We start from the raw sequence: 25526 nt of genomic DNA on the forward strand, positions 1-25526 counted from the left end.
TCTTTTTATTAAAAGCTAATTGAGGAATTTAATATCAGACAATAACCTCTTTATCGACTTTCATCAATAAAGAGGTGGTATAAATCAATCCAGTATTCCGTTATGCAAAGCCTTTTAATCCAACCACATGAACATGTTCTTGATTGTTGATCACTTTACGTACCAGTTTGTAGGTTGTCCCTTTTTCTGGACTAATGTTTTCAGGTGCAGCAATAATAAGCTGCATTTCTAACCGTTCACAAAGTTCAAAGAGTGTGGCAATAGACTTGGCATCAAGTCGAGCGGCTTCGTCCAAGAATAATAAACGACATGGCGAGATATCTTTATTACGTAAGCGTTTGGATTCTTCTTCCCAACTTTGTATAACCATTAATAGTATTGACATACCGGTACCGATTGCTTCACCGGTTGATAATGCACCACTTTCAGCACGTAACCAACCATCTGCACCCCGATTAACTTCAACGTCCATTTCTAGATAATTGCGGTAATCAAGTAATTCTTCACCAATGTTTTGTGCGGTTCGTTGTCCCATATCGATATGAGGATTTAAACGTTGATAAAGTTTTGCTAACGCTTCAGAGAAGGTTATGCGGTTATTGCTGAAGAGATCTTGATGCTCGTTCTGGTCATCTGCTAATGCCGCTAACAGTGATGAGTGAGCTTCACGAATCGTGACATTTAATCGTACGCCATTCACCTGTCCAAATGCCACCGCTTGTAAACCTTGGTTAAGCATACGAATACGGTTTTGTTCACGCTGAATAGTTTTACGGATAATATTTGCTACACTTTTTGAGCTGATCGCTAACTGTTGCTCACGTGAAGTTAATTCTTCGGTCAAGCGTGATAATTCAATTTCCATTTGTTCAATGGCTTCAATTGGGTCATCCGTTTTGACGATATCTTGGCGAATTCGCTCGCGAAGATGTTTATAAACGGCAATATAAAATTGAATTTTGCGTTCTGGTCGTTTTGGATCTTCGGATAGTCTTAATACATCACGTAAGTGCTCGTTGTCATTGACCGCTAAACGTAATGAACCTAACGCTTTATCCGACATTGAACGTAGTTCATCTGCACTTAAATAAGCTAGCTCACGACGATGTAATCGGCGTTCAACACTGTTTTCTTTAACTAGACGTAATACTAAGCACCACCCTGCTTTGGCTTCAACAACTTGTTCTTTAAGCTGTTTATAATCCCGCAGTGTTTGAGCAAGTCGTTTTTGCATTTGGGTCATTTCGCTTTCACACATAATGAGCTGCTTTTCAAGCGAAGTACAATGTTGACGATTACTATTCAGTTTTTGATGAATTTCATCACGACGAGCTCGAGCACGTTCTTCAGTGATCGCATCCGCTTTCACACCAATTTGATCTATTTCTTTATGCAGTTCATTAAGCATATCTCGTTTAGTTTCAAAGGCGCTTTTTAGTGAAGCTAACGTTTGATTATATTGATTATACTTATCTTGATATTGCTGCATTTGACTGCGTGCTTCAGTTCTTTGTGCTTCAACAATTTCTAATCGAGCGCGCAATTTTTCGTTCAAATCAGTATTTTCATTCAACATTCCAGCTGAATCTTCGTAACTAAAGTGAGCCCGGCGTTGCATCACTTCCGTAAGTGCAAAGACTTGCTGGCGAATAGTGTGTTGCTGTGCTTTAACGATGTTGTATTGTTCACGTAATGCTTCGTTTTGCTCAGGATCACTTTGTAATACAGCAACTAACGGTTCAAGCTCAGAAACTGTATGGCGATGACGGCTGACGTATTGCGCCGCATCTTGTGCTTCAGCAACCTGTTCACGCAATTCATCTACTCTATCCGCTAAATCATCATCAGCCAGTAAATGCATTTGAGCAACTAATCGGTTTACTGTCACTAATTGCTCTTTACAATTGGCAACTTGCTGTTGATTTTGTTTATCAATCGATTCTTGTGATGTTAATTGACGTTCAATTTCATTGCGTCTTGTCGCTAATTTTTGCGCTTCAGCTTCGGGATCGATATCAAAGGCAACCGATAAATATTCACCAATAAATTGACCAACATTTTGTTCAATACGTTGTAATTTTTGTAAATCAAATGAGAGGTTAGCATAACGTTCATGCAGTTCATCTCGCTCTAATGATAGTTTTTCAAGATGAATTTCACGTGCTGCTCGCCCAAATAACGGAACTTTTGGAAAACTGGAGAAGCGCCATTGGCGTTCACCTGTTTTAACTAATACAGCCTTATTCATCTCTTCACAATCAAAAACACTATCATCAAATGAGGATGGATCACCTTCAATAAAATAGATATCTTCTGGATAATCTTCTTCACTGGTGGTCAGATTTTCAAGTTGCGCTTTAACTTGCGACAAATCCGGCACCACAATTGCTTGACGTGATGGACCATATAAGGCTGAGAAATAAGGTGCATCATCAATGGTGACATCTTCATAAATTTCAGAAAGTAATACACCATTAAATCGCTCAGCTAATGCCGATAAACGACCATCATCAACCCCACTTGGTTGATTAAGTTGTTCAATTTGAATATCTAATTGATTTCGTTTGAACGTTATCTGATCGCGTTCTGTAACTAATGCGCGTTCTTGTTCAAGTAGCTGTTGCATATGTTGCGTGACAGCTTGACTGTGGGTAAAGCTTTGTCCAGTTTGCTCTTGTAAGGCAATTAAGGCATCTTGTGCTTTTATCCACATTGGTGCTTTTTGTCGATAATCCGCTATTTTGGATTGAATTTGTTCAAGTTCTTGTCTGAATTCGATTCGTTTTTCACTTGATTCATTGGCAAATATTGCGTTTTCATCAAGTTGTATTTCAAGTTCTTGTTTTAACTCGTCAAGTTGATCATATTCAATTTGGCGACCAATACGCTTACAGAATTGGGTTAATAGTGATTCGGCTTCTTTTTGTTCAAAAAAGCGTTGTTCTAATTCATCAAGTTGGAGTTGTAAATGTTCAGCTTGTTCAGCTTGATAACATTGTGACGGCCATTGTCTTAATGCTTCTTTCGCTGCACGCCAAGCATCACTACGAACAACATCGCCAACTAATTTCACCACTAATTGATATGCCCGATCAAATTGATTTATCGCCGCATCAGAAACACTGAGTCTTTGCTCCATTTCAAGCACTTGATCAGTTATTTCTTTTTGTTTTTCTTCAAAAATCTCAAAATGATTTTCGATATTGCTTATGCCTAATTTGGGTAATTGACATAAAGATTGAGCATTTTTTAGTGCTTGCAAAGCTTGTTGATATTGAATGGCACGGGTTTGTTGTACATCAAGTGCTTGTTGATAATCCGCTAATTGCGTTTTGATTTCATCCACTTCGTGTTCGGTGTGTTCCACTTGATCTCGATAGGTTTGATACTGTTCATTCGCTTCAAGTACAACTTCATTTTGCTCTTCAAGTTTTAAATTGAGATCATCTAAATCAGCTTGATAACGGTCAATTTTTTCTTGTTGGCGTAGCGCAGTTTGCGCTAAATTAAGGTGATCATTGGCTGCTTGTAAGTCGGTTTCTAAGTCACTTTGTGCATCTTGAAACTCTTTAAGTTCTTTTGCCATTTCAACTTGGCGGAACTGGTTACTAATAAGCAAATCTTGTGTTTTGAACATATCACGACGCAAACCCAGCACCGATTCAATATGTACACGACGCTCGTTAGCATGACGCATATAATCCGCAGCCACGTAATCGGTTGATTCAGTGATAAGATGTTTAAATAGGTCTCGGTCAGATTGAGTCACCCGAATAGCTTCTAGTGTCATTCGGTTTTCACGAAGTGCCGCTTCCATATCCTGAAACGCTTTACGTACACCACTATTTTCAGGAAGTAAGTAATCACGAAGTGAGCGAGTAATCGCACTTGAAATACCACCATATAGTGACGCTTCAATCAATCGGTAATATTTACTACGATCGGATGAGGAACGTAAGCGCTTAGGTAATACACCAAAGTCAAACATAACCGAATGATAATCGGTAATTGAATTAAATTGCTTAAAGATAACGCCTTCTATTGTGTCGACTTTATCTTTTAATTCAGGCAAGGATAAAATTCTTGCTTGTTTATCATTTAAACGTTCGGTTACCAGTTCAGTTGGGCTAATGCCAACAGGTAAACCTTGTAATAGAAAAGGTTTGATGTCGACTTTTTTATCACGCCCAGCCACTTGCTGTAATCGAACACCACATATAATTCGCTGATTACGTGAATTAATGACATCAAGCATGGAATAACAAACGCCAGGTTTTAATTTACCGTGTAAACCTTTATCACGTGATCCTGATGTTGCACCGGCTTCAGTAGTGTTTCGAAAGTGTAATAGTGTTAAATCAGGAATTAATGCGGTCACAAACGCCGCCATGGTTGTGGATTTACCTGCCCCATTCCCCCCTGAAAGCGTGGTGACAAGTTGATCTAATTCAAATGTTCTGGCAAAAAAACCATTCCAGTTTATTAGGGTTAATGAGTGAAACTTACCGTGTCCAATCATAATTATTCAATCTCCTCATTAACATCTTCTTCTTGTTCTTCGTTATTATCATCGTCTAGGATAAGCGATGATTCGATTTTGATTGCTTCACCGTCTCGAATTAAACGTAATTGCGCTTCTTGTGCATCATCACTACTACGCACGTCTGCACCAAAACGGAAGATAGATTCGTTGATACGAAAACGGCTACTGTCATTTCCTACAATAAAAAATATCATGCCTAAACGACGTAATCGATTAAGTGCAGTTTTGACTTTATCAAATAGCTTTTGCCGATCCAAATCTGATCCAGTCGACCGTTGATTAACTAATTTAAGTAATTTACTTTCATCCGCTAACGAAACAAGTTCATCAAAGAGTTCTTGTAAAGTAAAAATACCTTCATGCGCTAGCCGTTCAGGACTTAAATATAAGTAACAAAGAACTTTACCAACTAACATATCAAGTTCTGATAATACCGAACGGGGGATTAATGTTGTTGAACGAGGACGAAGGTAGAAAAAGCCTTCTGGTGCACGAATTAATTCGACATTATAACGTTGATAAAATTGTTCCAGTTCGAGTTGAAAATCCATTAAAAAGGCGTGATTATCCAGTTCATCTATACCGATATGACGTCCGGAACGCAATAAACTATCAAGCTCAGGAAAAAGAGGATTGGCAATTGCCTGTGCTAATTTAACGGGCATATATTTATCGATAGATGCTTGGGAACTTGACGCAATGTGCCCCATGACTTCATCAAGATGATGAGCTGTTTGTTCTAATTCTAAATCTTTAGTATCTGTTGATGACATGTGCTTGTACCTTAGCTCCATAATCGTTAATAGGTTTCCATTCGGCAGGGATACCGAGTAAATCATTTTCGGCAATCCCTAAACGAATAGCCTGATCGATAAATAATCTTGCAATATCAAAATGTTGTTCCCGAGGGAACTGTGCTAGATAACTATGAATAGCGATACTCATATCCAGTGGTTTATTTTCTTGTTTGAAGACCAATAAATTTTGTTCGATATGGGCAATAATGTGTTCTTGAATCTCTTCAATCATTTCAAATTCAAGTTCTGAAGGTAATTCACCTGTTACTTCTGCTTCATGTAGTGCAAGTTCTTCATCACGCATATCAAGTAGGCGATCAGCATTGGCAAAAATAAGTGACCATGGTAAATCGAAATAGCCTTGTATTGATTTACGTAATCGCTGTGAAAAGACTCTATTTTTATCTAAATCAATAGCGGTACGGATAAATTTATGAACATGGCGATCATAACCAATCCAAAGATCAATCGCCTTTTGTCCCCAGCCCATAATGCGATCAAGTTTGCCTTGTAAATCCATAACCACATTATTGATTTTATCAAGTTCAGGATTATCCATGGTTGCATCTTGAATCAAGAGCAGACTTGCTTGGAGTTTATCGCCCGCAGCGGCGAGCGTATCTTGCAATTCTCGTAATGTTTGTGACGTTTCAGTGAGTAAGCCTTCACAACTACTAATTGCTGCTTGCCAATCTTGGCTCAATAATGCCGAAATATTTTGTTTTACATCCGCTTGTTGCTCATCCATTACCCGTTGGGTAATATCAATACTATCAAAAATCTCTGCAACGGAGTATTTCAAGGGTGCAAAAACGTTACGATGCCAGTGAAGATCATCACCACCTTCAAGTGCTGCATCAGCCGCACGTTTTAGCTCTTGAGCAACAATAGAAAGCTGAATTGATAAACGTAACGTAGAAAATTCTCGTTGACGAATATAGTAATCCGAAATGCCAATTCCTAAAGGGGTCAAACGATAAATTGAATAACCATCCGTCATTTCGCTAGCAAAACGCGTAATTAATCGCTGGCGTACTAAATCATTAATGGCATTATTTGCTCGAACAGCAATGGTATCTTCACTCTGTTCAAAAATTTGTGATACATGCCTGAAAGCATCAATTAATTCAGATTCAGTCATTTCACCATCAAAGCGTTCGCTATTTAAGACGGCTATCGCCAATAAAAAAGCGAGCCGTTCAACTGGCAAATTAATTGAAAAATCATTTTTTTTTGCCCAAGAGACCAGTTCTGGCACTGATTGGGAAAAATCCATCATAGTGGTTCCTTATTAATAGATGCTCAATTGTTGAATGCGCCCTAAATATAAATGAGTAAGACAATATATTGCGTTAAGGACAAAATACTTTTGATTATATAACAAATTGTAATAGTTAAAAATAGCAAGTTTAAGATTTGTTATTCATAATATGTTTTTATATATCAAAAAAATAAAAACACAATTTGGTTATTTATATTCAAGAATTGTAATGCAATTATTTTATTACTAAAGCGATCAAAAACGAACAAAACATATTTTATATTTAATTATCATATTAAACATTTTTTGATGATCAATAATTACACAAATAGCATTGACTTTTTTTATATCGATATGATAATGATAATGATTATCATTTTCATAAAATATAAGGATTTTTATCATGCGTAAATTATTTGTACTCATCTTATCAGGAAGTGTTACTTGTATGATATCACAATCGCTTTCTGCTCATGGTATTTGGATCGCTAATCGGGTTGATCAAAAGCAAATCGTTTTAGGTGAAGGCCCGTTAGATAATGGTTATCAAACGGAATATGTAAAAAAGATTCATGCTTATAATGGTAATTGGACTTCTTTACCGATTAATCAAAAAAAACATCAAAATTATGTGACCGTTGAACCGACAGAAAATACCGCTGTTGTAACGGTTGGTTTTGATTATGGTTATTGGACTAAAAATGCACAGGGTAAATATGTTAATCTTCCGATGAATAAAGTAGAAGGAGCGAGTAAAGGAACCCATGCCATTAAATACAGTGTCAATTATTTATCATCCGTCAACGCACCTAAACGGGTTGAAGATATTCCGTTACAAATAGTACCAGCAGTTGATCCAACCCAATTAAAACGCGGTGATAATTTACTTGTAACTGTCTATAAAGATAATCAGCCATTAACAAATACTGCTGTTATTATCGATGTCGTTAATAATCTAGATAAAACGGTTATAACTGATGATAAAGGTCAAGCGACCATTACTATTCCTAATCAAGGCTTAAACGTAGTAGGTGTCGAAATAGGTTTTCCCCTAAAAGATAGCCAACTTGCGACTCAAGAAAAATTTTTTACAACATTAGTTTTTACACTCATGCCAGAAGAAGATTAATTTAAACAATAAAAACGGGATTAAAAAATCCCGTTTTTATCTTGATTTTATACTTCAGCTTCGACAGGTCGAGGAATAAAGAAACTACAAACTAAGGCTAAAATTGTAATGATTAATCCTAATAACATTCCATTAAAATAACCCTTAACGGTATAACCACTTATCATTTGTACAGCAGGCAATAAAGCAAAACTTAATCCTGCACCTAAATTAAAAGCCCCTGCATTCATGCCTGGCAGAAAACCTAAGTTTTCTTTAGGCGATAAGACTATACCAAGACCATTTAAAATGATATTCGCCATTCCTGCATAAAAAATACCTAATGCAATAACACCAATAATTAATATCGGTAGTGAATCAATCCCGTAGAACATGATCATTAATTGACTAATGACACATCCTATTAAACCTAATTTAAGTACCTTATTGTAACCTAAACTTGGCGCCAAACGTCCAGAAAATGGCCCTATCAACCACCCAATTAAGGCATAAGGTGTTAATAAAATAAGTGAAGCCCAATCAGCTTCTAAACCAAATCCGATTTCAGTATTTTGCGCTAATGACATCACTAACCCATTAACCACGGCAAAAATCCCTGTCATAGTTAATAGTGTGGTTAACAATATTGCCCAAGTTGCTCTGGTTTTTAAATGTACTATCGTTACTAATGGTTGTTTACTGGTTTTTTCTGTTTTCCAAAATAGAATAAAACAGATACCAGCAAAAATAGTTAATCCTATGACTTTAAACCAGTTGGCAAGGGCTAAATTCCCTGCTTCATTTAGCGCTAGTAACAATGCAGCAACGGTAAGCACAATGAACAGCACGCCTAACCAATCCATTTTGGTTCCTTCAGAAGGTTTAGACTCAGGTGCATAACGATGAACAAAATAGGTGGATAGCGCTGCGGCAATCGCAATGACCCAAAACACCGAACGAAAACCGCAATAAGTTGCAAGCAGACCGCCGGCAATTGCATCTATGCCAGCAATACCGCCATTTACAGCGGTCACAATGCCCATTAACATGCCATATTTTTTGACATCTTTAACTTCATGACTGAGCATCAGTAAACAAAGTGGAACGACTGGCCCTGATACACCTTGAATAATTCGCGCAATATATAATACAACGATATTCGGGGCAACCGCTGCAAGCACCGTACCTAATGTCATAATAAACAACATAATCGTTAAGACTTTTTTACGACCTTTTATATCACTTAAACGGGGTAAAAATAATGAAAACAGTGCAGCAGAGGTAAAAAAAGCGGTTTGGGATAATCCGACTTGAGCGTCGTTAGAACCTAATTCTTTAGCAATAGTGACTAATACTGGGCTTAACATACTCGCATTGAGTTGAAATGCTACACAAGCAGCAAGCAATGCAAACATTAATGTTAGCATACTATTTTTTTTCTGGCTTAATTCGGCCATATTTTACCTCGTTAATACTTATTATTGGACAATACTTGGTTTTACCATAACCTCAACAGCAAATTACAGGGCTATTAATTGTTACGTATAAATCAAAACAACACTGTTTTGTGTTTATAAGACTGACACTAAAAATCCCAACGATTTAGTATCAATTGGGATAGGTTAACGTTTTATCTCGCCAGCATTATTTACTGATTTTTCCATAAATCTTTTTAATTGAACTATTTTTATTGAGTGTTCTGATAAATTCCAAGTTTTATACGATGAATCACAAGCCAACTAAACCTGTTTTCTTTCTAATAAATGCAAAGCTATCAGTAGAAGGAATGATCAATTTTAGGTAAACTAACACATCTATTTCTTCCTTAATTAGTTCACTATCAAAAAGATTTAATCACATTGGTTGCAGGGTAAATATTTTAATTTTAATTCACAGATTTAAAATCCAATTATTATTAAATTTAATATTAATATTTCGATAATAAAAAATAAATTCCCTACTCGCACCGTCGCTAATTTATGCTAAAATCGAGAAACATTTACAAGCTCACTTAACATAAGGACGTAACGCAATGCATATCGGTATACCTAAAGAACGGTTAGCCAATGAAGCAAGAGTTGCTGCTACACCACAAACTGTTGGACAACTGTTAAAACTTGGTTTTACAGTTTCAGTTGAACAAGGTGCTGGACATGCTGCTCATTTCGAAGACCAAGCTTTCATTGATGCTGGAGCCACCATTCAAAATACTCAAGATATTTGGCAAAATGACTTAATTCTTAAATTTCACGCACCAACTGATGAAGAAATCGCGTTGATGAAAGAAGGATCAACTCTCATTAGCTATATTTATCCTGCTCAGCATAAAGAGTTATTGGAAAAACTTGCTGCCAAAAATATAACAGTCATGGCAATGGATTGTGTGCCACGTATTTCACGAGCACAATCACTTGATGCATTAAGTTCAATGTCTAACATCGCTGGTTATCGTTCAGTTATTGAAGCGGCAAATCAATTTGGTCGTTTTTTTACCGGTCAAGTTACCGCTGCAGGTAAAGTCCCACCAGCAAAAGTTTTAGTCATTGGTGCCGGTGTTGCCGGTCTTGCTGCAATCGGTGCAGCGGTGAGTTTAGGTGCAATTGTTCGGGCATTTGATACTCGCCCTGAAGTTGCCGAACAAATTAATAGTATGGGCGCTGATTTTTTAGAATTAGATTTTGAAGAAGAAGCCGGTTCAGGCGACGGCTATGCAAAACAAATGTCAGCAGCTTTTATTGAAGCTGAAATGGCTTTATTTGCTGAACAAGCCAAAGAGGTGGATATCATCATCACAACCGCTCTTATCCCCGGTAAACCTGCGCCGAAGTTGATTTCTAAAGAAATGGTAGAATCAATGAAACCAGGTAGTGTGATTGTAGATTTAGCGGCACTAACAGGTGGTAACTGCGAATTAACCAAACCAGGTAAAGTTTTTGAAACCAATAATAACGTTAAAATCGTTGGTTATACTGATTTAGCTAATCGTATGCCTGCACAAGCCTCACAGCTTTATGGTACGAATATTGTTAATTTACTAAAACTGCTTGCTAAAGAGAAAGACGGTAATATTGATATCAACTTTGATGATGTTGTTATTCGTGGTGTGACAGTGGTTAAAGATAAAGAAATCACTTGGCCTGCACCACCAATACAAGTGTCGGCTCAACCGCAACAAAAAGCGACAACGCCTGTTGTAAAACCCGAACCGAAACGAATAACACCACAAAAAAAATTTGGAATTCTGGCTCTGTTAATCATCGCCTATTTTTGGATTGCTAATTCAGTTCCGGAAAGCTTTTTAGGGCATTTTACTGTTTTTGCCTTATCCTGTGTTGTGGGTTATTACGTTGTTTGGAATGTCACCCACTCTTTACATACACCACTTATGTCTGTAACAAATGCGATTTCAGGCATTATTTTAGTCGGTGCCATATTGCAAATTGGTGATGATAATGGTTTAACGACTGCCATTGCCTTTGTAGCTATTTTGATTGCTAGCATCAATATTTTTGGTGGATTCTTTGTTACTCAAAGAATGCTAAAAATGTTCCAACGTGGCAAATAGAGGGGAGTATCAATAATGTTCAGTAATGGAATTATTCAAGCAGCCTATGTGATTGCTGCATTACTTTTTATATTTAGTCTACGTGGACTTTCAAATCAAGAGACAGCTAAATCTGGTAATATTTACGGTATGATCGGCATGGCTATTGCACTTATTGCTGCCGTTGCAAGTATTAAAGGTGGATTGCATTGGATCATTATTGCCATGATTCTGGGTGCTGCTATTGGTTTATACCTAGCCAAAAAAGTCGAAATGACGCAAATGCCTGAACTGGTGGCATTACTTCATAGCTTTGTTGGGATGGCAGCAGTACTTGTTGGTTTAAATAGCTTTTTAGATTTAAATAGTGCAATACTGATATACCATAGTAGTGAAATGACCGTCCATTTAGTCGAGATTTTTGTCGGTGTCTTTATTGGTGCAGTAACATTCTCAGGTTCTATTGTCGCATTTGGCAAACTTAATGGACGCATTAGCTCAAAACCGTTATCTATTCCAAATAAACATTATTGGAATTTAGCTGCAATTGTTGTCTCAATCATTTTAATGTTTACGTTCATTGAGCTAAAAACAGGCGCTGGCGCACTGGTCTGCTTACTTGCCATGACCATTATTGCATTCGTATTTGGCTTCCACCTTGTTGCATCTATCGGTGGTGCAGATATGCCTGTGGTTATTTCGATGTTAAACTCCTATTCAGGTTGGGCTGCCGCCGCTGCCGGATTTATGCTAAGTAATGATTTATTAATTGTTACCGGCGCATTAGTTGGTTCTTCAGGCGCCATTCTTTCTTATATTATGTGTAAAGCAATGAATCGCTCTTTCATTAGCGTTATTGCAGGCGGTTTTGGTACTGACGGTAGCTCAGCTAACACTACTGATGAAGAACAAGGTGAATATCGTGAAATGCAACCTGCTGAAGTTGCACAAACGTTAAAAGAAGCGCGTTCTGTCATTATTGTACCAGGTTATGGTATGGCAGTTGCGCAAGCACAAGGCGCTGTCAGTAATATTACAGAAAAACTACGTGGTATGGGAATTGAAGTAAGATTCGGGATTCACCCCGTTGCAGGACGTTTACCAGGTCACATGAATGTATTATTAGCAGAAGCTAAAGTCCCTTATGATATCGTACTAGAAATGGACGAAATCAATGATGATTTTCCTGATACAGATGTTGTTTGGGTCATTGGTGCAAATGATACGGTTAACCCTGCGGCAGAAGAAGATCCAAATAGCCCTATCGCAGGCATGCCTGTACTTGAAGTTTGGAAAGCGAAAACGGTGATTATTTCTAAACGTTCAATGAATACGGGTTATGCAGGCGTACAAAACCCACTATTTTTTAAAGAAAATAGCTATATGTTATTTGGCGATGCGAAAGATAGTGTTGAAAAAGTATTACAGAATCTGTAATGATTATTGATTAAATCATTTTATTTAACTGCGGTTTAAACCGCAGTTTTTTATAACCAAATTATAGGTTTTATTAAATAAAAAAATTAAATTAGCGATTTTCGAGTTTGATTTGTTCTTTATGATAAAGATAATAGGCGCCACGTGAAACCATACGAAGTTGAAATATCAGATCTTCGATAAGTTCCTGACGTTGAACGATATCAAAATCAATTGCTTCCGCACCCGCATTAAATGCAATGGTTACCATTGCCTCTGCTTGAGCTTCATTATAGTAATGGGGCATGTTATTGGCATTATCAAGATAATCAACCAGTTCAACAATAAAATGTTGTATTTCGCGAGCGATAGCGGAGCGAAAAGCTGATGAGGTTCCGGCTTTTTCACGTAGTAATAACAAAAAAACTTTCGGATTTTTATCAATAAACTCAATGAAAGTTGTGACAGAGGTGCGTAAGACACTGCCTCCTTTCTCAATACGTTTTCGAGCTTGACGTAATAATTGACGAAGTGTTAGACCACTTTCGTCAACCATTGCTAAACCTAACTCATCCATATCTCGAAAATGACGGTAAAAAGAGGTCGCTGCAATACCTGCTTCACGTGCAACTTCACGCAAACTTAAACTTGCAAAACCTTGCTCTGCGTTAAGTTGATTAAATGCTGCATCGATTAAGCTACGGCGTGTTTTTTCTTTTTGTTTTGCACGCACGCCACCTGATTTGCTATTTTTCATTTTTATTTTTAATAACTTTAAATAAATTGATTCGTTCTAAAATAATTATTTCGCCACGTTAAGTAATTTTTCTTTTTCAGCAAATACTTTTGGCATATGATCACGAATTGTTTTAGCAATGGTTTCATAACGAGACCGTAATGGTGAACCTGGTCGATAAATCAGCTCAATACTTCGTGAAGGAACAGGATCAGTACAAGGGATATAACAAATATTATCACGAGTTCGCTCGTTTGGCGCGGCTAACTCAGGAAATAAAGTAATTCCACGACCGGCTGAAATCATACTGCGTAAAGTCTCAAGACTTGTTGCTTTAAATTGCTTGTCTTCGTCGATTCCAACTTGGAAACAATAACCCATAGCGTGTTCACGTAGACAGTGTCCGTCTTCTAACATGAGGAATTTTTGCCCTTTCAAATCTGAAAGCTTGATGGTTTTTTGATTAGCTAAATCGCTATTTGTAGGTACAGCTAAGAACATTGGTTCATCAAATAAAGGTAATTCAATAAATTGTGCTGTCTCTTTAACTTGAGCAACAATCGCACAATCAAGTTTACCACTTTCAAGTTGTGCAACAATATTGGCCGTTTGAGCTTCGTGTAAATAAAGTTCTAATTGAGGAAAAGATTCATGTAAAACCGTGATGACATGAGGCAATAAATAAGGTGCAATGGTGGGAATTAATCCAATATGCATTGACCCTGACATCTCTTCACCTTGGCGGCTTGCCATCTCTTTCAAAATTTGGATATTACGTAATATTTCTTTGGCTTGTTCTACAAGCATCATGCCAGTTTGAGTAAATAAAACCTTGCGACTAGTGCGTTCTAACAACATTACGCCAAGTTCATCTTCCAATTTTCTGATCTGTCCACTTAAGGTTGGTTGACTTACATTACAAGCATCAGCTGCTTTACGAAAATGCCGGAATTCAGCTAAAGAAACAAAATATTCTAAATCACGAATATTCATAATGCCCCCGATAAGTTATCAGTTAATAGTATATACTCAAGTGATTTTGGGAACTTAATTGCAGTATAAAAATTAACGGTAAAAATGTCTTGTAATCATGTTTTAACGTTGTGTCTGTTGCTGGAAATTATTGTTTCCCTACAATTAACTCAAAAAAATTCAAGTATAAGTTTAAATAATTATAATCAGTTCCATGATATTACATAGATACAAACGAAATTAAATAAGTCGTTTTGATTGAACGATATTACTATATTGTACTATATAAATAAATGTTATTTTTGATAATTGTATTTAAAAAAATCAGATAGAAAAATCATTGACTGTTTTACGACGACTTATTCAAGGAGTTTAATGATTACTTAATAGTTATTGGTTTGAGCCGTGGAAAGTTAAATTCAATTAGGCTATAATTCGGCATTATATTTGGTTTACAATTTATAACAAATTTTGAGGTGCGCTATTTTTAAACAAGTTTCCCGCTTTTATCGTAAAATGTTTTGCCATGATAAACACCCTGAATCACATTATGTGTCCATTCCTCGTAATGAACATAATATCTCTCGCAAAGAGATAAGTGAAAATGCGCTTAAAGTACTTCATCGATTAAATAAACAAGGGTATGAGGCTTATTTAGTTGGAGGGTGTATTCGGGATCTTCTTTTAGGCAAAAAGCCAAAAGACTTTGATATTACAACCAATGCGACACCAGAACAAATACAAAAGATTTTCCGTAATTGCCGTTTAGTTGGCAGACGTTTTAGACTTGCCCATATTATGTTTGGTAAAGAAATTATTGAAGTGGCAACTTTCCGTGGTGAACATGATAATCAATTGGATCAAACCAATATGTCTAGACGTTCGCAATCCGGAATGTTATTACGCGATAATGTGTACGGAACCATAGAGCAAGATGCTATCCGTCGGGATTTCACCATAAATGCACTGTATTACAGTTTAAAAGACTTTAGCTTACGTGATTATTGTGGCGGTATTGCAGATTTACAAAAAGGTCTAATTCGCTTAATCGGCGATCCTCAAGTACGCTACCGAGAAGATCCGGTCAGGATGTTAAGAACGGTACGCTTTGCCGCTAAATTGGATATGGAAATTGAAGCACAAACAGCAAAACCCATTAAGCACCTAGCACCATTATTGAAAAATATTCCAGCTGCTCGACTTTTTGATGAGTCGCTCAAACTTTTACAAACGGGAAATGGTTACGCAACTTATAAATTATTAAAAGAATATCATCTTTTTGAACAACTTTTTCCAGCTATTAACCGATTGTTCACAAATAATCAAAATAGCTTTTTAGAAAAAATCATTGAGCAAGTTCTTAAAAATACCGATTATCGCATTGCTAATAATAAAAGGGTTAATCCGGCATTTTTGTTTGCTGCATTTTTTTGGTACCCAATTATTGAGCAAACACAATTGACTTGTATTGAAGGTGGTTTGCAATTTCACGACGCTTTTTCTGTTGCTATTAACGATGTTCTTGCTGAACAATGTAAAGTGCTCGCCATCCCTCGACGGTTAACCTCTATTATGGGCGATATATGGCGTTTACAGCTACGCATGAAGAAAAGAGAAGGCAAGCGAGCATTTGCAATTTTAGAAAATCCTAAGTTTCGTGCTGCCTATGATCTTCTTGAAATGCGAGCATCAATTGAAAAAGGCGAATTACTTGAACTGGCTAAATGGTGGGATGAATTTCAATTTACATCGCCTGAAAAACGAGTAATCATGGTCAAACAACTCAATAAAACATTTAAACGCAAAGGAAAACGTTAATTTTTCATTCGCACTTTTATAAATAACCGTTATAATGTGTTAATTATAAAAAACATAATTAATTTTAATCATTGATGAAAAAATTAACGCCATCACTAATCACATTAACCATAGTTTTTTCCTTATATAACAATGTTTGTTACGCTATTGCTTTGCCAAAATCTGATAGCAATAACGCTCAATGTCTAAATAATGTGCCTAGATTTGATCGACCATTAGTCAATGGTAATATCAATACATTACCGGTTAATGCTGAATCAAACGAATTTGAAGCTAATTATCCAAATACAGCCACTTACAAGGGTAATGTATCAATTGAACAAGGCAATCGGGTTATAAAAGCCGATAGAGTGACAATAAACTCAGAAAATAATACCCAAACCGTCACCCTCGATGGCAGTATCAATTATCAAGATAATTTAATTCAAATGAAAGGCGATCATGCATCGATGAATCTTAATAATAACAATACTGCAATAACATCAAGTAAATACCATTTAGTAAATCGCCTTGGTCGAGGTCAAGCCGATGAAATCAAACTTGAGAATAATCGTTATGTGATCTTGAAAAATGGTAGTTTTACGTCTTGTCCTGTTGATAACAATACTTGGAGTATCAAGGGTACAACCGTAATTCATGACAACAAAGAAGAATTGCTTGAAGTTTGGAATGCGGTTTTTCGAGTGGGAAAAGTACCTGTTTTATATTCACCTTATTTACAATTACCTACCGGAAATAAACGACGCTCAGGTTTGTTAATGCCGAATCTTAGCTTTAATAACAAAGATGGCGTTGATTTTTCGCTACCTATTTATTGGAATATTGCACCTAACTATGATGCAACTTTTCAACCAAGAATCCTAGTAAAAAGAGGATTTCAATTAAAGACTGAATTCCGTTATCTTAACGAACTTGGTGCTGGTACGCTTGCCTTTGATTGGCTACAACATGACAGTCAATATAATAAAGACCGTGATAATAAAGCCAATGGTATTAATTATGATGATAATCGTCAACGCTGGTTATTTTATTGGAAAAACGATGAACTGATTAATTACAATTGGCGACTAAAAATTAATGCTACACGTGTCAGTGATAACCAATATCTTTCGGATTTAGATTCCGATTATGTTTCATCAACGGCGGGTTACCTTTCTCAGCTTTATCAGTTGGGTTATAACGACGAAAATTGGGACATTACATTAAGCCAATTAAACTTTCAGACTTTCCGTACTAATTTAAAAGATAATCTTTATCAAACTCAACCTCAGTTAGATATTACCTATTACAATTATGATTTCGGGCCATTTAAATTTAAAAACTATGCGCAAATCAGTCATTTTGTAAGTAAAGGAAAAAATGAACCTAAAACTTGGCGTACTCACATCGAACCAACATTAAACTATACGTTAACTAATTCTTGGTCTTCGATATCAACTGAAGCTGGTTTTATGGCCACTTATTACAATCAAGATTTACCAAGTAATAGTAACCGTTTCAAAAATCTTGATAAAAATGTCAGTCGATTTATACCCAAAATATCGGTTGATGGTAAAATTATTTTTGAACGAGATACAACCCTCATTGAAGGCTATACCCAAACATTAGAGCCACGTGTAAAATACATTTATATACCTTATAAGAAACAATCGAATATATTAAATTATGATTCTACCTTACTCCAATCAGACTATATCGGATTATTTAGGGATCAACCTTATAGTGGTCTAGACCGAATTCCATCTACTAATAAAATTTCAACCGGTATAACAACACGTTTCTATGATATAAATAAAGTTGAACGATTCAATTTTTCGATTGGGCAAACCACGTATTTTACTAAATCAAGAACCAGTGAAAACAATACCAAATTGGATAGAAATTCTGATACGGGTAGTATAACTTGGGCAGCAGACAACTTTTGGCAAATTTCAGATGAAATTGTATTTAGAGGTGGGGTGCAATATGATACTCGCCTTGATGCAATATCATTAGCCAACAGTATTTTTGAATATCGTCCTTCGACTAATAAATTAATTCAATTATCATACCGTTATGCAAATCATAAATACATCGATACGGTTGATTTAAACTCGATTTATAATAACTATAAGCAAAATATTTCTCAAACTGGTATTATGACTACTTGGCCACTCTCTGAAACAGTTTCAGCAGTTGGGTCGTATTATCATGATGTCAAAAAAGGACAAATGGTCGATGGGTTTGTTGGATTACATTACAGCGACTGTTGTTGGGGGATGACAGTGCAATATGGACGAAAACTAACTGATTGGAATATCGATACGCATAAAAGTAAATATGAAAATAAATTGTCTTTAAACTTTGAATTACAAGGATTTGGACGCCGAAGTGACGCAAAAGCAAAAATGTTAAATTACGGCAAACTTCCTTATGTCTCAGCGTTTGAATAAATTGTTCAAAAAAACATAATCAATTAATTTATTACTATAGCAATGACACTATAGCAAAAAAATGAGTTAAAAATATGAAATTATTAAAACTAATTATTGCGTTAAATTTAAGTTTAAGTATTGGTTTGCTTAATCCTTTAACAGCAAATGCTGCGCCACGCGTTATTGAGCAGGTTGCTGCTGTTGTCAATAATAACGTCATTTTAGAAAGTGATGTTCAAGAAATGCTTAAAACCATTAAAGCAAGCACAAATCCTAACAATTTACCGAATGATAAAATACTTCGTCAACAAATCATTGATCGTTTAATTGTTGAAAACTTAATATTACAAAAAGCAGCTAAAGCTAAAATTACAGTCAGTGATGATGAAGTAACTAAAGCAATAGCTCAGATTGCAAGTGAAAATGGCATGACCGTCAATCAATTACGCAGTAAGTTATCAACGATGGGAATTAGTTATTCAGCTTATCGTGAACGTATTCATAACGATATGCTAATTGATCAAACCCGTATGAATGAAGTTAGACATCGTATCAATATTTCTGACAAAGAAGTGGAAAATCTATCAAAAAGTTTGACCAAACAACTCACGAATAATTTAAGCGTAAAGATTAGTCACATTTTAATTGCTATTCCTGAGAAAGCGTCTAAACAACAAGTTGATGTTGCAACCGAAAAAGCACGGGATGTAATCAATCGAGCTAAAAAAGGCGAAAATTTTGCTAAACTGGCTGCCTCATATTCAAACGATGATCTTGCCTTAAAAGGCGGTAACATGGGGTGGCGTAAACTCAACGAGCTACCAACGATATTTGAAGAACGTTTAGTTCGTGCACCTAAGGATAGCATCATAGGACCAATTCGTTCTGGGGTAGGATTACATATTTTAAAAGTTGATGATACTCGCACTGAAAAACCAAAAGCAATTACTGTTCAAGAAGTGGATGCTCGTCATATTTTGATTAAAACAAATGTCCTTGTTACAGACCAAATAGCTAAACAGAAATTAACAGACATTCGAAAAGCAATCGTGAGTGGTGCTACCACTTTTGAAGCAGCAGCGAAAGCGTATTCTGAAGATCCCGGTTCAGCCGATAACGGCGGTAATTTAGGTTGGAGTATGCCAGAACGTTATGATACCGGCTTTAAAAATGGATTACTTAAACTTAAAAAAGGTGAAATCAGTCAGCCTGTTCAATCTGCTTATGGTTGGCATTTAATTCAGCTACTCGATACCAGAAAGGCAGACAAAACCGAATCAGCAAAACAAGATCATGCTTATCGACTTATATTTAATCGTAAATTTGCTGAAGAATCTCAAATCTGGATTCAAGAGTTAAAAGGTGACGCATATATCAAAATCAAAGGTGTAGATGATAATGAATAATCGAGTTCACCAAGGACATTTTGCCCGTAAACGTTTTGGGCAAAACTTTTTACATGATGATTATATTATTGAAAGTATTGTTGCCGCAATTCAACCTAATAAAGATCAGGCACTTGTTGAAATTGGGCCTGGTCTTGCAGCACTAACTATACCCGTGAGTAAACTTGTCGATCACCTTACTGTCATAGAAATTGACCGTGATTTGGCGGAAAGACTAAAACAAAATCCTTTATTAACTGACAAGTTGACCGTAATCGAACAAGATGCACTTAATTATGACTTTAATATACTTGCAACTGAATTAGGTAAACCATTACGCGTGTTTGGTAATTTACCTTATAATATTTCCACACCTTTAATGTTTCACCTTTTTGAATTTACAAATATCATCACTGATATGCATTTTATGCTACAAAAAGAGGTGGTTACACGCTTGGTCGCAGCGCCGAATAGCAAAGATTATGGTAGATTGAGTGTTATGGCACAATACTATTGCCAAATCATTCCCGTTTTAGAAGTTCCTCCGAGTGCTTTTAAACCTGCGCCTAAAGTTGATTCGGCGGTAGTTAAATTAATCCCTTATAAGCAAAAACCTTACTTAGTTAATGATGTTAAGAAACTTTCTCGATTAACTACTGAAGCCTTTAACCAAAGACGTAAAACGATTCGTAATAGCTTATCCAATATGTTCTCTGTAGAACAACTCATTGAATTAGATATTGATCCAACGCTACGAGCTGAAAATTTAACTGTGCAGCAATATTGCCAGCTTGCCAACGCATGGAAATGATGTCATGGCAAACTTACTTATCGGTGATATTCATGGTTGTTATGATGAGTTTATGCGATTGCTTGAAAAAGCTGGATTTTCCTCAACCGATACGTTATGGCTAACAGGTGATCTTGTAGCACGAGGTCCTAAATCATTAGAAGTTTTAAGATTTGTCAAAACGAATACCAGCCAAATTCGGCTGGTATTAGGTAATCATGATCTTCATTTGTTATCAGTTTATGCTAATGTTACGCCGCCTAAAAAGAAAGATAATCTTGAAGAGGTGATCAATGCACCAGACTATGATGAATTGATGAACTGGTTACGTAAACAGCCTTTAGTTCAAATTGATGAAAAGTTAAAAATCATTATGACCCATGCAGGTGTCTCACCGCAGTGGGATATGGAAACATTAAAAAAATGTGCTGATGATCTCAATAAAATATTATCTAGTGATTCTTATCCCCTCTTTCTTGACAAAATGTATGGAAACTTTCCGGATGAATGGTCATCTGAATTACAAGGTTTTGATCGTCTACGTTATGCCACCAATGCGTTAACACGTATGCGATTTTGTTATGATGATGGTCGACTTGATTTTTATTATAAAAAACCACCTGAGCAAGCGCCAACCAAACTTAAACCCTGGTTTTTAATTCCTAGCCAAATACCGCCTGAATATTGTATCGTTTTTGGACATTGGGCGGCACTGAATGGTAAAGGTACGCCAGAAAATATTTTTGCACTTGATACGGGATGTTGTTGGGGTGGAAAATTAACTTGTTTAAGATTTGAAGATAAGAAGTATTTTAAGAAAAGAAATATTGAAGCTAAAAAATTAGATAAATCATTATGAAAGGGTCATTTACTATGTCTGTTTTATCCGTCATTAAATCCATATGGAAAGTTATCAATTTCCTAAGAGAGCTTTTTTTTAACATTATATTCTTGATTGCCATATTACTCATTTCAAGTTTTATTGCATTATTTAAAGAATCACAAAGTTTAGACGACGTTCCACAAAATGGCACATTAGTTTTAGATCTTGAAGGTGTTATTGTTGATAGCACACTTTATAATGATGATATTTATCATTTACAAAACAAGATATATGGAAAACGAGTAAATCTTGCTCGAGAAAACAGTTTATTTGAATTAACACAAAAGATAGATCAAGCTGCCGCAGATCCAAATATTGAAAATATGGTATTAAGATTAGATAATTTTGTTGGGGCAGATTTGAGTTCACTACAATATATAGGTAAATATCTCACTAAATTTAAAAAGGCGAATAAACCCATTTATGCCTCAGGCACAAACTTTAATCAAAGCCAATATTATTTAGCAAGTTATGCTGATAAAATTTCTCTTACCCCGCAAGGTGCCATTAATGTCTATGGGCTTGCTGCTAATAACCTATATTACAAGACTTTACTGGATAATTTAAAAGTGAACACGCATGTTTTCCGTGTTGGTACCTACAAATCAGCTATCGAGCCTTTTATCCGTAATGATATGTCTGCTGAAGCAAAAGCGAATACCACAAGATGGTTAACATTGATGTGGAATAATTATTTAAATGATATTGCTTCCCAACGAAAACAAGCACCATCACAACTGGTTCCTAGTCCGGAAACCATGCTAACTAGATTGCACGAGGCTAATGGCAGCATGAGTCAGTATGCGTTATCAAATGGTTTAGTGGATTTCGTAAAATCGGATTACCTTTTTGAACAAGATTTTTATGAATTTGTTCTAAAAGGTAAAGATTTACCTGAAGTCAGTATTTATGACTACAAATTAAAAGATGATAAAAAACAGGATACTAATTCAGTTTCTAAACCGCTTATTTCTATAATTTTTGTGAATGGTACGATTTCAGATGGTGAAAATGATAGCAATATCGCCGGCAGTCAAGAAATTGTTGATCAACTCAGAACAATTCGTGAAAATTTAACCGACAATAACATTCAAGCTGTTGTGTTAAGAGTCAATAGTCCTGGTGGCGGTGTAGAAGCATCAGAAGCCATTCGTAGCGAACTTGAAGCATTACATGAATATCAAATTCCTATTGTGGTTTCAATGGGTGGTATGGCTGCGTCAGGAGGATACTGGATTTCAACTGCATCGGATTATATTGTTGCTAGCCCTAATACGATAACTGGATCTATTGGTATTTTTGGAATGATTCCAACTTTCGAAAACTCGCTTTCTCATATAGGGGTTTATAGTGATGGCGTGTCAACTTCTCCATTGGCAAATAATAACTTTGCTAAAAACTTGCCTGAAGAGATGAACCAACTCATACAGATGAATATTGATAATGGTTATAGTACATTCATTTCTTTGGTGGCAAAATCACGTAAAATGACCACAGAAGCAGTGGATAAAATTGGTCAAGGCCAAGTTTGGCTAGGTGAAGAAGCCTTTAAAAATGGGTTAGTAGATAAACTAGGTGATTTTGATGATGCCATTGAAATCGCCGCAACGTTAGCTAATTTAACTGACTATCGAATTGATTGGCAAAAACCGGAAGTCAACTGGTTTAGTGCCTTTTATTCAGATATGATTGCTATGTTACCAAAATCAACGGCGGAAGTTTTATTTGAAAAACTTCCTGAAATAAAACAAATTCGTGAACAAGTCTCTTTATGGGATAAATTTACCGATAAACAAAATCGCTATATTTATTGTCTGAATTGTGCTGATGTTAAATAACATCATCTTATGCCACCAAAATTTTGGTGGCATAATTTTATTTATTACCTTCCTGATAAAAGTATCGCATTTTATTCATCGCATCTTGAATGTATTGATAGTTTGGCGTTTGATCAACTTCATGATTTCGTGAATCCATATAATGGCTAATACCCATTCGATTAACAAAATAGATATTATCCAACGTTCGTACCGCATAAGAACTGTAATTTGACATTAACAACCAATTTCTATCTGTGATTGGACTAAATAAATCATACCCTGTTGAATAATCAGATATGTCATTTTGAACATGTAAATAATGTTTCATTAACGAAGGTACAACATCTTCATGACTTGTCAAACGTTGACTATTTTCCTGAAGAATTTTTAGATCTTTCGCTCCAATGATAATAAAAGGCACCTTAGTTTGTGCATCGGTATAATTCCCATTATGCCCCCAGAACCCTAGTCCATTATCATTGATTTCTTGAGAATGATCACCCGTAATAATTATTAACGTATTATTGAGTGTTCCCGATTTTTTTAGTTCATCATAAATATTTTGCATCAAATAATCATCATAATAGACACTCTGTTTATAACGATTAAGAATTGGCAGTGGATTAGTATTATTATTCAAGGTGATATAATTTATATCGCCTACGGGTTTATACTTTACTTCAAAGTCATTCGGAAAATCATAACCATGAGGAGCATCATAAAATAAAAACGAAAAAGTCGGTTTAGAGGTATCCCGATTTTGATACCAAGCTAGCCAATCATTGGTCATCTGTTTATCACGATATGAAGGCGTACCATTTGGACTGCTAATTCTCAAATTTTTAATGGTTACAAATGCTGTGCGGTCAAATTCAGGAGACGAAACTTTAGCAGAGGTAAAAATACCAATATTATAATTTTGTTCCTGTAAAGTAGTAATGAAAAGTGAAGGAATACTATTACGCAAAAATGCATCCCAATAAGTACCAGGGATACCATAAAATAATCCGAAAATTCCAGTACGGGTTGCATTACCTGTTGAATAATGATTATCAAAAATGACACCATTATTTTGTTTAACAAATCGATAGGTATTGGGTGAATTATCTTCATTGAAAGTATCGTAACGCCATGAATCTAAGACAATAAACATAATATTCATTTTTTCTTTATTTTCAGGATCAATCACTAAACTATTTTTAGGATAATAGATATTTGCACTTGATTTAGTGTACTGATTAATCACTTTACGCTCCCCTGCTTTATCAAAAAAACCCATGATTTTTTTTGAAGTAAAGGGACGATAAAGAGGAAGATACTCTTTAACTACCATAATGGGTGAATAAGCATAATAGAAAGCCACCATATGGATTACATGACTAATTAACGCAGAACCCAATAACATGATTGTGGCTATAACAATCATTCGTGTCTTCTTTCGATGATCTTTTGATTTAGTCATCTTTTTATCTAAAAAACACAGAATAAGTAATTCGATACAAAATACTAAAGTGGCAAGTGCTAACATTACAATATAAGTAATAGTTGAAAAGTCTACCACTTGTCCAGAAAAGACTAATGAAAGAACCGATTGATTAATATGAAAGCGATATTGTTGAAAAACAATCGTATCACAAAATAATACTATCTGCGCTAAACTAACCAACAAAGCAGCAATAGTATTAAAATAACATTTTTTTAACCAAATTAAAGAAACGAGAATCAAAAAAATCAGAAGATATAATGAAAAAAAATGCCCTAACACGGCAAAAAATGAAAAAAAACCACTTTGCCATGAAAACGTGATTCCTGGTATCAAAAAGTATCTGATTGCAATTATGGATGAGATAAAGGTATTGATTAAAATAAATGTATATAATTTTTTCATAATAATTGATTACTTTTAAAAATATTCAGCCATATATCAATTAGATAATACAGTAAGATATAATTAAAATTCCATTTACAGAAAAGTTGATGCTTAAAAGTTGGATTACAACGAGAGCAATAAGGGCTCAAAAGAGCCCTTACTATATGAA

16 protein-coding genes are annotated in these 25526 nt (G+C 35.6%); 9 read left to right on the forward strand and 7 right to left on the reverse strand.

Annotated elements, in window-relative coordinates; all coding sequences use genetic code 11:
* Nucleotides 1–100 precede the first annotated feature (100 nt).
* The 3 genes from mukB to mukF are packed head-to-tail and all read right to left on the reverse strand — an operon-like array spanning nucleotide 101 to nucleotide 6619.
* Nucleotides 101–4519: a chromosome partition protein MukB gene (gene mukB / locus ACGH4F_RS03070; RefSeq protein ID WP_411589938.1), complete on the reverse strand. Its 4419-nt coding sequence runs from the start codon at nucleotides 4517–4519 to the stop codon at nucleotides 101–103.
* Between the two features lie 2 nt (nucleotides 4520–4521).
* The gene (gene mukE / locus ACGH4F_RS03075; protein ID WP_411589970.1) at nucleotides 4522–5253 is read right to left on the reverse strand and encodes a chromosome partition protein MukE; all 732 of its coding nucleotides are present in this window, start codon (nucleotides 5251–5253) and stop codon (nucleotides 4522–4524) included.
* Nucleotides 5254–5296: 43 nt separating this feature from the next.
* Nucleotides 5297–6619 carry a chromosome partition protein MukF gene (gene mukF / locus ACGH4F_RS03080; protein WP_411589939.1) on the reverse strand — a complete coding sequence of 441 codons (1323 nt, stop codon included), beginning with the start codon at nucleotides 6617–6619 and terminating at the stop codon, nucleotides 5297–5299.
* 385 nt (nucleotides 6620–7004) lie between these two features.
* On the opposite strand from mukF, the gene ACGH4F_RS03085 reads away from it, so the two are divergent.
* Entirely contained in the window at nucleotides 7005–7730 is a 726-nt protein-coding gene (locus tag ACGH4F_RS03085; protein WP_411589940.1) for a DUF4198 domain-containing protein, read from the forward strand.
* A gap of 47 nt (nucleotides 7731–7777) precedes the next feature.
* Here the strand turns inward: ACGH4F_RS03085 and ACGH4F_RS03090 are convergent, their stop codons facing one another.
* The gene (locus tag ACGH4F_RS03090; RefSeq protein ID WP_267380434.1) at nucleotides 7778–9166 is read right to left on the reverse strand and encodes an MFS transporter; all 1389 of its coding nucleotides are present in this window, start codon (nucleotides 9164–9166) and stop codon (nucleotides 7778–7780) included.
* A gap of 575 nt (nucleotides 9167–9741) precedes the next feature.
* On the opposite strand from ACGH4F_RS03090, the gene pntA reads away from it, so the two are divergent.
* Complete coding sequence (pntA, locus tag ACGH4F_RS03095; RefSeq protein ID WP_411589941.1) at nucleotides 9742–11274, forward strand: Re/Si-specific NAD(P)(+) transhydrogenase subunit alpha; 1533 nt, start codon at nucleotides 9742–9744, stop codon at nucleotides 11272–11274.
* A gap of 15 nt (nucleotides 11275–11289) precedes the next feature.
* Nucleotides 11290–12690, forward strand: a complete 1401-nt coding sequence (gene pntB / locus ACGH4F_RS03100) for a Re/Si-specific NAD(P)(+) transhydrogenase subunit beta (RefSeq protein ID WP_267352382.1) — start codon at nucleotides 11290–11292, stop codon at nucleotides 12688–12690.
* 91 nt (nucleotides 12691–12781) lie between these two features.
* Here pntB and fabR read toward each other — a convergent pair whose 3' ends face one another.
* A complete protein-coding gene (gene fabR, locus ACGH4F_RS03105; protein WP_267352383.1) occupies nucleotides 12782–13426 on the reverse strand; it encodes an HTH-type transcriptional repressor FabR in 645 nt (214 codons plus the stop codon).
* A gap of 45 nt (nucleotides 13427–13471) precedes the next feature.
* Nucleotides 13472–14398 carry a DNA-binding transcriptional regulator OxyR gene (gene oxyR / locus ACGH4F_RS03110; RefSeq protein ID WP_411589942.1) on the reverse strand — a complete coding sequence of 309 codons (927 nt, stop codon included), beginning with the start codon at nucleotides 14396–14398 and terminating at the stop codon, nucleotides 13472–13474.
* 462 nt (nucleotides 14399–14860) lie between these two features.
* Between oxyR and pcnB the strand changes: the two genes are divergently transcribed.
* From pcnB to sppA, 6 genes are all read left to right on the forward strand, one after another.
* Nucleotides 14861–16195 carry a polynucleotide adenylyltransferase PcnB gene (gene pcnB / locus ACGH4F_RS03115; RefSeq protein ID WP_411589972.1) on the forward strand — a complete coding sequence of 445 codons (1335 nt, stop codon included), beginning with the start codon at nucleotides 14861–14863 and terminating at the stop codon, nucleotides 16193–16195.
* 74 nt (nucleotides 16196–16269) lie between these two features.
* Complete coding sequence (gene lptD, locus ACGH4F_RS03120) at nucleotides 16270–18627, forward strand: LPS assembly protein LptD (RefSeq protein WP_411589943.1); 2358 nt, start codon at nucleotides 16270–16272, stop codon at nucleotides 18625–18627.
* A gap of 74 nt (nucleotides 18628–18701) precedes the next feature.
* A complete protein-coding gene (surA, locus tag ACGH4F_RS03125; protein ID WP_267352387.1) occupies nucleotides 18702–20015 on the forward strand; it encodes a peptidylprolyl isomerase SurA in 1314 nt (437 codons plus the stop codon).
* Entirely contained in the window at nucleotides 20008–20805 is a 798-nt protein-coding gene (gene rsmA / locus ACGH4F_RS03130) for a 16S rRNA (adenine(1518)-N(6)/adenine(1519)-N(6))-dimethyltransferase RsmA (RefSeq protein ID WP_411589944.1), read from the forward strand. The genes surA and rsmA overlap by 8 nt, the downstream gene beginning before the upstream one ends.
* A gap of 4 nt (nucleotides 20806–20809) precedes the next feature.
* Nucleotides 20810–21643: a bis(5'-nucleosyl)-tetraphosphatase (symmetrical) ApaH gene (apaH, locus tag ACGH4F_RS03135; RefSeq protein WP_411589945.1), complete on the forward strand. Its 834-nt coding sequence runs from the start codon at nucleotides 20810–20812 to the stop codon at nucleotides 21641–21643.
* Nucleotides 21644–21657: 14 nt separating this feature from the next.
* Nucleotides 21658–23505: a signal peptide peptidase SppA gene (gene sppA, locus ACGH4F_RS03140; RefSeq protein ID WP_411589946.1), complete on the forward strand. Its 1848-nt coding sequence runs from the start codon at nucleotides 21658–21660 to the stop codon at nucleotides 23503–23505.
* A 37-nt stretch (nucleotides 23506–23542) separates the two neighbouring features.
* Here the strand turns inward: sppA and ACGH4F_RS03145 are convergent, their stop codons facing one another.
* Nucleotides 23543–25375, reverse strand: a complete 1833-nt coding sequence (locus ACGH4F_RS03145; protein WP_411589947.1) for a sulfatase-like hydrolase/transferase — start codon at nucleotides 25373–25375, stop codon at nucleotides 23543–23545.
* Between the last annotated feature and the right edge of the window lie 151 nt (nucleotides 25376–25526).

This window comes from Gilliamella sp. CG35 (genome assembly GCF_046635745.1).
GTDB lineage: Bacteria > Pseudomonadota > Gammaproteobacteria > Enterobacterales > Orbaceae > Gilliamella > Gilliamella apicola_I.

Excerpts from the sequence above, each read along its gene's own strand:
- pntA (WP_411589941.1), top strand. The coding sequence starts at position 9,742 with ATGCATATCGGTATACCTAAAGAACGGTTAGCCAATGAAGCAAGAGTT.
- oxyR (WP_411589942.1), bottom strand. The coding sequence starts at position 14,398 with ATGAATATTCGTGATTTAGAATATTTTGTTTCTTTAGCTGAATTCCGG.
- fabR (WP_267352383.1), bottom strand. The coding sequence starts at position 13,426 with ATGAAAAATAGCAAATCAGGTGGCGTGCGTGCAAAACAAAAAGAAAAA.
- pntB (WP_267352382.1), top strand. The coding sequence starts at position 11,290 with ATGTTCAGTAATGGAATTATTCAAGCAGCCTATGTGATTGCTGCATTA.
- ACGH4F_RS03085 (WP_411589940.1), top strand. The coding sequence starts at position 7,005 with ATGCGTAAATTATTTGTACTCATCTTATCAGGAAGTGTTACTTGTATG.
- mukF (WP_411589939.1), bottom strand. The coding sequence starts at position 6,619 with ATGATGGATTTTTCCCAATCAGTGCCAGAACTGGTCTCTTGGGCAAAA.
- surA (WP_267352387.1), top strand. The coding sequence starts at position 18,702 with ATGAAATTATTAAAACTAATTATTGCGTTAAATTTAAGTTTAAGTATT.
- ACGH4F_RS03145 (WP_411589947.1), bottom strand. The coding sequence starts at position 25,375 with ATGAAAAAATTATATACATTTATTTTAATCAATACCTTTATCTCATCC.
- apaH (WP_411589945.1), top strand. The coding sequence starts at position 20,810 with ATGGCAAACTTACTTATCGGTGATATTCATGGTTGTTATGATGAGTTT.
- ACGH4F_RS03090 (WP_267380434.1), bottom strand. The coding sequence starts at position 9,166 with ATGGCCGAATTAAGCCAGAAAAAAAATAGTATGCTAACATTAATGTTT.
- mukB (WP_411589938.1), bottom strand. The coding sequence starts at position 4,519 with ATGATTGGACACGGTAAGTTTCACTCATTAACCCTAATAAACTGGAAT.
- rsmA (WP_411589944.1), top strand. The coding sequence starts at position 20,008 with ATGAATAATCGAGTTCACCAAGGACATTTTGCCCGTAAACGTTTTGGG.
- lptD (WP_411589943.1), top strand. The coding sequence starts at position 16,270 with ATGAAAAAATTAACGCCATCACTAATCACATTAACCATAGTTTTTTCC.
- sppA (WP_411589946.1), top strand. The coding sequence starts at position 21,658 with ATGTCTGTTTTATCCGTCATTAAATCCATATGGAAAGTTATCAATTTC.
- mukE (WP_411589970.1), bottom strand. The coding sequence starts at position 5,253 with ATGGGGCACATTGCGTCAAGTTCCCAAGCATCTATCGATAAATATATG.